This is a genomic window from uncultured Boseongicola sp. (genome assembly GCF_937988555.1).
Classification (GTDB): domain Bacteria; phylum Pseudomonadota; class Alphaproteobacteria; order Rhodobacterales; family Rhodobacteraceae; genus Boseongicola.
Window position 1 is genome coordinate 1 of the sequence record NZ_CALJXO010000382.1, and the last position, 10479, is coordinate 10479.

A 10479-nucleotide genomic window follows, 5' to 3' on the forward strand; every position below is an offset into this window, starting at 1 on the left:
CAGCACGGGCAGTCCCAAAGCTTCATCCAAAAACAGCCAGCCGAAAGATACGCCGAAAACCGGCGACCGGAAACTGAATGCTGCGACGATTGCGGGCGGATAGACCAACAGCAACCAAAGCCAAAGCCAAAGTGAAAAGCCAAAAGTCACAATTACCACGAACTGAAACGCCAGCCCCCACAAATGGATCGGCTGTACATCACTGATAAAGCGGCAAAAAAAGGGTGCCGCTATCATAAAGATCGGCGCCGAGACAAATACTTGCCAGACCAACTTCCGGTCGGGTGCGACGTCCTTCCGGCCGGTCCACGCCACCAAAGCGTTCCCCCGCCCAGCAAAACGCCGACAAAATCGTCAGAAGATCACCCGGCAAAGACGCTTCGTCACCGCTGCCGCGCCAGATAATCGAAATGGCCACACCGAAAAACGCAGGCCCCTGACCAGCAACTTTCTCAGGCGTTGTACGCTCGCCGGGAAGCCAGAAAAGCGCCATCAAAGCCGACCAAAGCGGCATTGAATATAGAGTCACACTGCCTCGCGTCACAGATTTCAGGTCCAACGCTCTTAAAAAGTATAAATTCTCCCGAGAAGATCACTCCGATCTAAAACCCGGCCACGAATCTTTGCCGATCAATCCCAAGGATCGCCCCCGTACAGGAAACCAAATCAACTGGCATAACACTGAGCCAGCCGACCGAATTCCGGCGAAAAAGACTGGCTGCAATCCTTGATTCACAACCCTGATCGTCGCCTGATTGAACCCAAGCAGCGCCAAAATCCGATCAGAGCAATTATCCCTGTCGCATCAATTCTGTCCCGCTCTTTCATTCACCCAACTGTCTGCTGTTTACCTTTCCCAACGACTGCGCCCGCGACTGACGTCTGACAATGGCGCGCCGTTGCGCCAATCGCCCCTGTCCAAGCGCAATCTGTATGCTAAGCAAGCGGCCATGGATTTGTTGCAACTCACTTCAATTCTCATCGTGCTTGCGGGCCTCTTCGGAGCCGTGAATTATCTATTCCTGAAACTCCCCTCGTCCATCGGCATCCTTGTCGTGTCGCTCATCGCCTCGCTTTGCATTATCGGTCTCGATCTGATCATCCCCGCCTTCACTATCGACGACGAAGTCCGCAGTATCGTCGGAGGTATCGCGTTCTCAGATGCGCTTCTCGAAGGCATGCTTGGGCTCTTGCTGTTTGCAGGCGCCCTCCACGTCAAGCTCGCAGATTTGCACGAACAATGGCGCCTCGTCGCCCTCATGGCGACCATTGGCGTAGGGCTTTCAACACTCGTCGTGGGCTCGGTCTTTTCCTGGTTGACTGGCATGCCGATCCTCATAGCCCTCGTCTTTGGCGCGCTGATCTCACCGACGGATCCGGTCGCGGTCCTTGGCGTTTTGCGCGAAGCCGCGCTGCCAAAAACCCTTGAAACCAAGATCGCGGGCGAAAGCCTTTTCAACGACGGTGTCGGCTATGTCGTGTTCCTTGTCCTTGTCGGCATCGCCTTTCCGCACGGCGACGACCACGGAGGCGGCCTTTCCGGAGCAGCGAACCTTTTCTTTCAGGAAGCCGTCGGTGGTGCGGTTCTTGGCATCACGCTTGGCTGGATCACTTTCCGCCTGATGCGCCGAATCGACGACTATTCTCTCGAGGTCCTTTTGACCCTCGGCCTTGCTTTTGGTGGCTACCAACTTGCGGTCTGGCTCCAAGTGTCGGCCCCGATCATGGCGGTGTGCGCGGGGCTTTTGATCGGAGACGTCGGCGCCGCAAAAGGCATGTCCGATGAAACCCGAAAGTACGTTGATGCCTTCTGGAAACTCATCGACGAAATCCTGAACGCCGTTTTGTTTCTTCTTATTGGCATCGAGGTTTTTGCCGTCACCTTTACCCTGGACATTGCGCTGGCTGGCGTCGCAGCCATCGCGCTCGCGCTTTTCGCACGCCTCATCGCCGTTGCCGTGCCAGTCCTGATCCTGCGCCCGTTTCGGACATTTTCGCCCGGCGTGATTCCGATCATGACCTGGGGCGGGCTGAAGGGCGGCATCTCGGTTGCACTTGCATTGTCGCTGCCGGAAGGCGAATGGAAACCTCTGATCCTTGCCCTCACCTACATCGTGGTGATCTTCTCAATCGTCATTCAAGGTCTTACGGTCGCGCGTCTCGCCAACCGTCTGGGCCGGGAACCCGATCTGGTCTAACGCTTTAATATCAATGACTATCATGTCTATGACGTATTCACCGACGCGCCCTTCAGTGGTAACCTGCTATCCGCCATCCCCGACGCCAGCGCCCTGCACGAGAGCCAGCTTCTTCTCATGGCCCGCAAAATTAACTTCTCGGAAACCACGTTTGCCTATCCAACCAAAAACCCCAAAGGCACCGCAAAAGTACGCATTTTCACTCCCGCTACCGAGCTAGCATTCGCAGACCATCCCACCTTCGGCAGGGCATCGCTCTGTGCGATCTCCGGCGCGCAGGCCCCGAAATGATCCTCGGCCTTGGCATCGACCCGATCCTCGTCACAGTCACTGGAAGCGGAACACGGTTTACCACCCGTGTTCCGCTTGCTACCGCGCGTGCGCAATCAATGAGTGCCCTCGCTACCTGCATCGGTCTGCCCGTTGAAGCAATCCGCACCGATCACCACGCGCCCATTACCGGCGGTCTCGACACCGATTTCGTCCTTGTGGAACTTGCTGTCCAAACCATTGTCGCCAAGGCCAGGTCCCGCGCCGATACTTTTTGGGAAACCGAATGTCCCGGGACCGGTCGCCTTGCAACTCTGATCTATATCCGCGATGGCTTCGACATCCGCGCCCGCGTGCTTCAGCACCTGGGTGGCATCCCAGAAGACCCCGCCACAGGAAGTACGGCCGCCGTCCTCACCGCATATCGCGGCCAGATCGACGGCCTATCTGCCACCTTCCACATCACCCAAGGCGCCGAGATGAGTAGACCAAGCAAAGTCACCACAGAGGTCGCGGCCGAAAACGCCGTTCCGACCGCAGTATCCGTCGAAGGTCAAGACATCCGCATCATGGAGGGAGGCCTCACGCTCTGACGGGCTTTTCCTTCCGCGTCGCTTCGCCTAGAAAGGAAGTCCGACAAGGGACTGCAACACACCATGACCGACACGATCATCGACCGCTGCGAAGCCAAGGGCCTGCGCCTAACCGAACAGCGTCGCACCATCGCCGCAGTCCTTGAGGAGGCCGACGACCACCCTGACGTCGAGGAGCTTTACGCCCGCGCCAGTGCCGTCGATCCGCGGATTTCGCTTGCAACGGTCTACCGCACCGTCAAACTGTTTGAAGAAGCGGGCATACTTGAGCGCCTCGATTTTCGAGACGGTCGCGCACGCTATGAAGACGCTGATCGTGATCACCACGACCACCTGATCGACCTGCATTCAGGCGAAGTCATCGAATTCGTAGACGTCGAAATCGAAGCCCTTCAGGAAAAGATCGCAGAGAAGCTCGGCTATGACCTTAAAGGTCACCGACTTGAACTGTACGCCGTACCGCTCAAAAAGCGTTAAAACAGCGCACCACGCCGCGCCGCGAGCCACCGCTGCTCGTCCAGGCTGCGTGACAATTCAATTGCGCTGCACAAAGCGGCAGACGCCCCGTCCACATTCCCGCACAGACGCAAGACCTCTGCGCGTGCCGCGTGAAAGGGCCGGTAGCCGTCCAATTCGTCCGAAAGCGCGTCAAACTCGGCCAAAGCGGCGCGCAGAGCTTCGGCCTCCACCAGGGCACACCGATTAAGCCGCACCAAGACTGTCGGCTGAAACGCCAACAACCGGTCATAAAGAAGCACAATCTGCCGCCAATCTGTCGTCCCCACTTCATTCGCTCCCACCGCAGTGCTTGAATGGGCATAAGCGCCTCCTGTCGTCGGTGTCGACATAAAGACGGCGAGGTTTGCAGATTTCGGCAAAACTTCAAAAAGTATTTTAGATTTTCTTCAAGGCCAGCACAGCGTTCAGCCCGCCAAAAGCAAACGCATTCGACAGCGCATATTTCACCTTTGCTTCGCGCGCCTCGTTCGGCACGACATCCAATGCACACTCCGGATCAGGTTCCTGATATCCGATTGTCGGTGCGACAATTCCGTCTTTCAACGCCATGACCACGGCCAATAACTCGACCGCGCCGGTACCGCCGATCAGATGCCCATGCATAGATTTCGTCGATGAAATCATAACCTTGTCCGCATGGCGTCCAAACACATTGGCAACGGCCGCACATTCGGTCTTGTCGTTCGCCGCCGTTCCGGTGCCATGTGCATTGATGTATTCAACTTCGCTCGCATCAATCCTCGCGTCGCGCAGTGCCCCGGCTATGGCGCGAGACGCCCCCTGTTGCGATGGCATAACAATATCCGAAGCATCCGCGGTCATCGAGAATCCGACAATTTCGCAAAGAATATTCGCGCCGCGCGCTTTGGCATGCTCGTATTCCTCGAACACGAAAACGCCCGCGCCCTCGCCTTGCACCATTCCATTTCGGTTGGCCGAAAAAGGCCGGCAGGCATCGCGTGACATCACACGCAAGCCCTCCCATGCCTTCACACCGCCAAAGCATAGCATAGATTCCGAACCACCCGTGATCATCGCGCGCGCAGCACCATTGCGCACCAGCCAAAACGCCTGACCCATCGCATGGTTCGACGAGGCACAAGCCGTCGCAACCGTAAACGACGGCCCCTTCAGGTTCCAGGTCATCGACACATGGCTGGCTGCGGCATTGTTCATCAACTTTGGCACAATGAACGGATGAACGCGATTTTTGCCCTCTTCATAGACCGCCCGGTAGTTTTCGTCCTGAGTGGTCAGGCCGCCGCCACTGGTGCCCAAAACCACACCTGCTTCAGCCGAAAGATCATCCGCAAACTCCAGCCCCGACTGCTCAATCGCCTCTTTCGCGGCAATCATTGTGAACTGCGTGAACCGATCGTAAAGCGCCTGTTGTTGCCGATTGAACCGATCATCAGCGGCATAGTCCTTTACCTGCCCACCGATCTTGATCGAAAGCCGGTCAACATCACGAATATCCAAAGGCCCTATCCCGCACCGACCCTCGCGCATGGCTTCAAAGGTGGCGGCAACTGAATGGCCAAGCGGGTTGATCGTCCCCGCTCCGGTGATAACCACGCGGCGCATTCAGTCCTTCTGCTCGGCAATAAGCGCTTCAACGGCCGCAACAATCGTGGCCACAGAAGAAATATCAAACTCGGACTTGTCAGGCTCGTTTGCATTGAACGGTACAGTAATGTCGAATTCTTCCTCGATTGCGAAGATCGCTTCGACCAAAGCCATGCTATCGATGCTCAAATCCTCGAGCGTTTGATCCAACGATACATCCGACGGCGCAAGCAACGCTTGTTCAGCGACAATACGAACCACCCGGTCTTTGACACTCTCAATCATTGATTTCCTGCCCTTCGAGACGTGTCGGTTATTTAGTCATCCTTGTCATCGCTTAAAACAGCTTTCTTTAGCGCCTTTACGTCATCTATCAGGCGCGGCAATCGTCGCCAGTTCCGTCCGGCCTCAAGATACTGTTCCATCTTCATCGCCGGATAACCAAGAATGACGCGGCCAGCCGGGACTTTCGACATTATTTTCGTCGCCCCGCCAGCCACCACATCGTCACCTACAAAGATGTTGTCTGACACACCAACCTGCCCACCAAGCACGACGCGATTGCCGATCTTCGTCGACCCGGCAATACCCACCTGGCCACACAACAGCGTGTCATTACCAACCGTTACATTATGCCCCAGATGCACAAGATTATCGAGCTTTGTGCGATCCCCGATGGTTGTCGCGCGGATCGTGCCCCTATCAATTGTGGAATTCGCACCAATCTCGACATCGTCGCCGATATGCACCGTGCCAATCGAGTGAATGCGCGTCCAGCTTTGGTTAACGGCTTCGGTTTTTGCGCCAAGCGAGGCCCGCGCTTCCTCGACCCGGCTTTTTTCTGGAGTGACAAAACTGAACCCGTCCGCGCCGATAACTACGCCCGGCTGGCAAATAAACCGATCGCCGATCGTGACCCGTGCGCCAATCCGTGCGCCGGAATGGATCACGGCATCCGACCCTATTTCGGTGTCTTCTGCAATTGACACATGCGAGGCAATGCGCGCGCTAGCACCGATTTTCACGCGGGGCCCGACAACAACCAACGGACCCACCGCAGCGCTCGCGCCAATAACAGCCGTCGCGTGTACAACCGCCGACGGGTGGATGCCCAATGCAATTTCTGGCCCGCGATCAAGCAATGCCGTCAGCCCGGACATCGCATACCGCGGCCGCGGCACTACGATTGCAGCCTCAAGTCCAAGCGCACGCCAATCTGCCCCATCCCAAAGGATTGCAGCCCGCGCGGCACCCTCAGAAAGCCCTTCAGCGTATTTTGGGTCCATCGCTAAAGCGAGGTCATTCGCACGCGCCGAAGCAGGCTCCGAAGCGCCAGTGATCACTATATCACCATCGCCAAAGGCCTCCGCCCCAAGCGCGGTTGCGACTTCAAAAACAGTAAAGCTCATGCGCCGCCCCTTTCAGGGCGTAGAATTAGCCGCGAACCGAACTTAACACCACCCCGGCATTGCTCAATGCACGCCAGATCTTGAGGTCCCGTCCATAGACATCGCCGCGAAACTGAATGTTGCCTTTGGCCTGGGTAAAGGCTGTTCGATACACCAGATGCACAGGTACTGGCTCTTTCAGTGTCACAAAGCTTTCCGTGCGCGTAGCAAGGGTTGCTTTGAAAAAGCCTTGGGGATCGCGCTCCTGCTTTGCCAAAAGCTGATAGGCAAAATCGAACGGATCGTTCAGACGCACACATCCATGACTAAAAGCCCGCTTTTCCCGGCCAAACAGTTGTTTTGCCGGCGTGTCATGTAAGTAGATGTTGTAGCGATTAGGGAACATAAACTTCACAAGCCCAAGCGCATTGCCCTGGCTTGGTGGCTCTTTAAGATCGTAGGGGAAATTCGTCTCATCGTACTCCGCGAAATCCATCTCCGCGCGCGACACAATCTGCCCTCGAACATCGATGATATTCAAGTTTGAAACAGCGAACGGATCTTCCTTCAAAAGCGGAAGATACTCCTTTGTCGCAATCGAACGTGGCACATTCCAGGTCGGATTAATAACCATATGATCCATCACGTCCGAGAATTCCGGCGTGCGCCGCTCGGCGATATTTGCCCCAACCACCGAGCGTGTCTGGAACGTGATCTTGCCGTTGTCGACGATGCGCGCGTGAAAGTCTGTAAGGTTTACCCAGATATGCCGCTTGCCAAGCGGCATATTGATCCATCGCTCACGCTCCATAGCAACAACTATCTGGCTCAGGCGCGTGGAGGCTGTGGTGTTGATCGCCTCCATTGTGTTCGCCCCGGCAACACCATCGTTGAGCAACCCGTGGTCAGATTGGAAGGCTTTCACCGCCGCAACCATCGCATTGTCATAGGAATTCGTGGGAGTACGTGACAAATACCCCATCGCGATCAGACGATTGCGCAATTGCAAAACGGAATTGTTAGACGCACCCGGCTTCAACGATTTCGCCGCAACCTTGTCACCCCAACCACCGCGACCGATGAGCTTTTCAAAGCGCATCTTCTCTTTCATCAATCGCGCGTATTCCGGGCTTTTTGGCGGTAGCGCTTTTAAAAAACCCTTCGCGGATGACTTGTGAAACGCCGCCAAAGTCGCCTTTCGCGGACGCATTGGAACTTCACGGACAAGACCCTCGTCCACCCGAGCGGGAGTCAGAATGCCAGTTTGCACATCACGCGCATAGTCAAGGAACACGCGGCTCAACTCGACCTCAAGTGCGCCACGCTGGCGATCGGTTCGCGCCGCGCGCATGGCGGTTGAGATTTCGTCGGGTCGGTACAGATCAAGTGGCAGCCCGTGCGCCGAAGCGTTTCCAAGGGCGGCCAGAAAGGCTTCGCGACGTTTTTTGTCGCCGCGTGCAGCACTTGTCCAAATCGGTTTGTAGCCGATTTCTTTGTAGAACGCCGCGATGTCGCGATCCTGCGCAGCAGCCTCGGCAACGGCCTGCTTAAAAGCAAGGCTCTGCGCACTTGCCGGATGTGCCACAATAAGTGGCGCCATCAAGAAACCTAAAAATACGCAAATCGAAAGTCTTCTAATAGTCGTCATGGCAGCATTCAATCTTTACAGTGTTGTTACCCGATCCCCTTGCCTGTCTCGGCAAATGCTGTGTCGTTGTCCATTCACAATGCTGTAGATCTGGTAAATTTGGGGTTTTTGACTCGATCAAAGAGGCAAATGGGTCACTCCGAACAGATCGATTTTTAAGCAGAATTCCGCCGATTTTTACGAATTGTTTCACTTTGCAATGTATGACTGTTTCCTCAACGAAGCGATCGTGGCATAGAAAAGTTGCCTGGGGATGGGCACCTGCCGTCGGTTTGACCGATGGGACCAAAGACGGGACGCAGTAGGCAACGATGACAAAGACACACTCGATGGGAATATCCAGACGCGGCCTTCTAGGCGCGTTCGCCGCAACAGCCGTAACAGCAGCACCCACCTTCGCCAACGCGTTTTCTTTTTTGCGTGGAGCCGGTGATATCCGCCGCATTCGACTTCATTCGGGCCGCACCGGCGAAAGTATCGACACGATCTACTGGATCGAAGGCGATTATATCCCTGAAGCATTGGCCGAGGTGAACCATTTCATGCGCGACTGGCGCACTGATGGCATCAAGAAGATCGACAGACGTGCAGTCGACATCATTGCAGCCTCTCACAATATGCTCGAGGCCGACTCGCCGTTCCTTATGCTCTCCGGTTACCGCTCTCCGAAAACCAACGCGATGTTGCGTTCGCGCTCAAGCGCGGTCGCACGCAACTCTCTGCACATGCAGGGACAAGCCGCCGACCTGCGCCTTAACGGTCGCTCGGTTGCACAAATCTCGCGCGCCGCAATTTCTTGTTCGGCGGGCGGCGTTGGTAAATACTCACGCTCAAACTTTGTACATATGGACTGTGGTCCAGTTCGGATCTGGGGCCGCTAAGAAGCCCAAATTTCTAACTGAACTGGTCCGCTTTGTCGGGCCTTTTTCTTTGGTGTGCACCAAAATTTGGCTCACAGCAGTTCACAAAGATTGAACGCTTCTAAATGCTATGGTTACGGTAGACGAAACCGCTTCGGAGCCAGATACCATGCCGTCTGCAGACGCCAAGACCAAGAACGGCTACCCAAAAATTCCACGACAAAACAGTTACGATGTCGTCATCATCGGCGGTGCGATCATGGGATCATCCACCGCATGGTGGCTAACCGAAAGCCCCGATTTCAACGGCTCGATCCTTGTGGTGGAACGCGATCCTACAATCGAAAAAGCCTCGACGGCTCACACTAATTCTTGTATCCGGCAGCAGTTTTCCACAGAACTGAACGTGCGCATCTCGCAATTTGGCGCTGACTTCATCAACAACGTCCGTGACCGTATGGGTGGTGATGAGCGTGTACCTAACCTCAAAATTCAGTCGTTCGGCTACCTCTATCTTGCAGACACAGATGGTTTTGCCGACACCCTTCGCACAAGCCAAAAAGTGCAACTCGCCTGCGGAGCCGCCACCGAACTCCTCACCGCAGAGGCGATCAAATTGCGTTATCCGTTCTACAACGTCGATGACATCATCCTCGGTTCAATCAATCGTGTGAACGAAGGCTACTGGGACGGTGCGACCGTTTTCTCCTGGTGGAGACGCCAGGCCATCGAGCGCGGCGTTGACTATATCGGCAACGAAGTCGTCGCGATCACCAAGAACCCGAACGGAACCCGCGTCGACGGCGTAACACTCGCATCCGGCGAGACAATCTCCTGCGGCCAGCTCGTAAATGCTTCGGGCCCCCGCGCCGCGCGCACGGCCGCCATGATAGGCGTCGACCTACCGATTGAACCTCGCAAACGGTATTCGTGGGTCTTCAAGGCCGAACACCCTATAGATCAGGACCTACCGCTTACCATCGACCCCTCCGGCGTCCATGTGCGTGAAAACGGAGGCGGCACCTACCAATGCGGTGGCCACACTGCCATCGACCCGGCGGTCGACGTCGACGACTTCGAGATGGATCACGCGATCTGGCAGGATCACATCTGGCCCACCATAGCCACGCGCATCCCACAGTTCGAGGCCGTCAAAGTCATCTCCGAATGGACTGGGCATTATTCGATGAACGTCTTTGATCATAACGCAATCATCGGTCCGCACCCCGAGATCGGGAATTTCGTATTCCTGAACGGATTTTCCGGCCACGGCTTGCAGCAATCGCCCGCGATGGGACGTGGAACGGCCGAATGGCTCACCTACGGCGCCTACCAGAACCTTGACCTCAGCCCGTTTCACTTCGAGCGGATTGTAAACAATGCACCCTACCTAGAACGTGCGATCATTTAGTCTTTGTGCGGGTACGATACTGGACC

Annotated in this window: 12 protein-coding genes and 1 pseudogene; 6 read left to right on the plus strand and 7 right to left on the minus strand. The window is 55.9% G+C overall.

Annotated features, from left to right (window positions below):
- Together Q1B15_RS23600 and Q1B15_RS22705 are read right to left on the minus strand one after the other, a co-directional pair.
- A pseudogene (locus Q1B15_RS23600) lies at nucleotides 1-237 on the minus strand (EamA/RhaT family transporter); the annotation flags it as partial.
- Nucleotides 200-529 carry a DMT family transporter gene (locus tag Q1B15_RS22705; protein WP_299758402.1) on the minus strand — a complete coding sequence of 110 codons (330 nt, stop codon included), beginning with the start codon at nucleotides 527-529 and terminating at the stop codon, nucleotides 200-202. The gene Q1B15_RS22705 and the pseudogene Q1B15_RS23600, both read right to left, overlap by 38 nt.
- A gap of 421 nt (nucleotides 530-950) precedes the next feature.
- Here Q1B15_RS22705 and Q1B15_RS22710 point away from each other — a divergent pair, with 421 nt between their 5' ends.
- From Q1B15_RS22710 to Q1B15_RS22720, 4 genes are all read left to right on the plus strand, one after another.
- On the plus strand, nucleotides 951-2198 hold the full coding sequence (locus tag Q1B15_RS22710; protein WP_299758404.1) for a sodium:proton antiporter: 1248 nt from the start codon (nucleotides 951-953) through the stop codon (nucleotides 2196-2198).
- A gap of 9 nt (nucleotides 2199-2207) precedes the next feature.
- Complete coding sequence (locus Q1B15_RS23605) at nucleotides 2208-2489, plus strand: PhzF family phenazine biosynthesis isomerase (protein ID WP_366141770.1); 282 nt, start codon at nucleotides 2208-2210, stop codon at nucleotides 2487-2489.
- Nucleotides 2486-3061: a PhzF family phenazine biosynthesis protein gene (locus tag Q1B15_RS22715; RefSeq protein WP_299758406.1), complete on the plus strand. Its 576-nt coding sequence runs from the start codon at nucleotides 2486-2488 to the stop codon at nucleotides 3059-3061. The genes Q1B15_RS23605 and Q1B15_RS22715 overlap by 4 nt, the downstream gene beginning before the upstream one ends.
- 63 nt (nucleotides 3062-3124) lie before the next feature.
- Nucleotides 3125-3538, plus strand: coding sequence for a Fur family transcriptional regulator (locus Q1B15_RS22720; protein ID WP_299758408.1), 414 nt, complete (start codon nucleotides 3125-3127; stop codon nucleotides 3536-3538).
- Here Q1B15_RS22720 and Q1B15_RS22725 read toward each other — a convergent pair.
- From Q1B15_RS22725 to Q1B15_RS22745, 5 genes are all read right to left on the minus strand, one after another.
- Nucleotides 3535-3846 carry a hypothetical protein gene (locus Q1B15_RS22725; RefSeq protein WP_299758410.1) on the minus strand — a complete coding sequence of 104 codons (312 nt, stop codon included), beginning with the start codon at nucleotides 3844-3846 and terminating at the stop codon, nucleotides 3535-3537. The genes Q1B15_RS22720 and Q1B15_RS22725 overlap by 4 nt on opposite strands.
- A gap of 109 nt (nucleotides 3847-3955) precedes the next feature.
- Nucleotides 3956-5164 (minus strand): beta-ketoacyl-[acyl-carrier-protein] synthase family protein, encoded by a 1209-nt coding sequence (locus Q1B15_RS22730; RefSeq protein WP_299758411.1) that lies wholly within the window; start codon nucleotides 5162-5164, stop codon nucleotides 3956-3958.
- Nucleotides 5165-5431 carry an acyl carrier protein gene (locus tag Q1B15_RS22735; RefSeq protein ID WP_299758413.1) on the minus strand — a complete coding sequence of 89 codons (267 nt, stop codon included), beginning with the start codon at nucleotides 5429-5431 and terminating at the stop codon, nucleotides 5165-5167.
- 32 nt (nucleotides 5432-5463) lie between these two features.
- Entirely contained in the window at nucleotides 5464-6555 is a 1092-nt protein-coding gene (gene lpxD, locus Q1B15_RS22740; protein ID WP_299758415.1) for a UDP-3-O-(3-hydroxymyristoyl)glucosamine N-acyltransferase, read from the minus strand.
- 25 nt (nucleotides 6556-6580) lie between these two features.
- The gene (locus Q1B15_RS22745; RefSeq protein ID WP_299758417.1) at nucleotides 6581-8134 is read right to left on the minus strand and encodes a L,D-transpeptidase family protein; all 1554 of its coding nucleotides are present in this window, start codon (nucleotides 8132-8134) and stop codon (nucleotides 6581-6583) included.
- A gap of 359 nt (nucleotides 8135-8493) precedes the next feature.
- Here Q1B15_RS22745 and Q1B15_RS22750 point away from each other — a divergent pair, with 359 nt between their 5' ends.
- Both Q1B15_RS22750 and Q1B15_RS22755 read left to right on the plus strand, forming a co-directional pair.
- Entirely contained in the window at nucleotides 8494-9063 is a 570-nt protein-coding gene (locus tag Q1B15_RS22750; protein WP_299758419.1) for a DUF882 domain-containing protein, read from the plus strand.
- A gap of 148 nt (nucleotides 9064-9211) precedes the next feature.
- On the plus strand, nucleotides 9212-10453 hold the full coding sequence (locus tag Q1B15_RS22755; protein ID WP_299758421.1) for an FAD-binding oxidoreductase: 1242 nt from the start codon (nucleotides 9212-9214) through the stop codon (nucleotides 10451-10453).
- Nucleotides 10454-10479: the final 26 nt, after the last annotated feature.

What these genes read in the sequence shown, in the direction of transcription:
- Q1B15_RS22710 (WP_299758404.1), top strand. Translation starts at nt 951, where the DNA reads ATGGATTTGTTGCAACTCACTTCAATTCTCATCGTGCTTGCGGGCCTC.
- Q1B15_RS22715 (WP_299758406.1), top strand. Translation starts at nt 2,486, where the DNA reads ATGATCCTCGGCCTTGGCATCGACCCGATCCTCGTCACAGTCACTGGA.
- Q1B15_RS22720 (WP_299758408.1), top strand. Translation starts at nt 3,125, where the DNA reads ATGACCGACACGATCATCGACCGCTGCGAAGCCAAGGGCCTGCGCCTA.
- Q1B15_RS22730 (WP_299758411.1), bottom strand. Translation starts at nt 5,164, where the DNA reads ATGCGCCGCGTGGTTATCACCGGAGCGGGGACGATCAACCCGCTTGGC.
- Q1B15_RS22735 (WP_299758413.1), bottom strand. Translation starts at nt 5,431, where the DNA reads ATGATTGAGAGTGTCAAAGACCGGGTGGTTCGTATTGTCGCTGAACAA.
- lpxD (WP_299758415.1), bottom strand. Translation starts at nt 6,555, where the DNA reads ATGAGCTTTACTGTTTTTGAAGTCGCAACCGCGCTTGGGGCGGAGGCC.
- Q1B15_RS22745 (WP_299758417.1), bottom strand. Translation starts at nt 8,134, where the DNA reads ATGGCGCCACTTATTGTGGCACATCCGGCAAGTGCGCAGAGCCTTGCT.
- Q1B15_RS22750 (WP_299758419.1), top strand. Translation starts at nt 8,494, where the DNA reads ATGACAAAGACACACTCGATGGGAATATCCAGACGCGGCCTTCTAGGC.
- Q1B15_RS22755 (WP_299758421.1), top strand. Translation starts at nt 9,212, where the DNA reads ATGCCGTCTGCAGACGCCAAGACCAAGAACGGCTACCCAAAAATTCCA.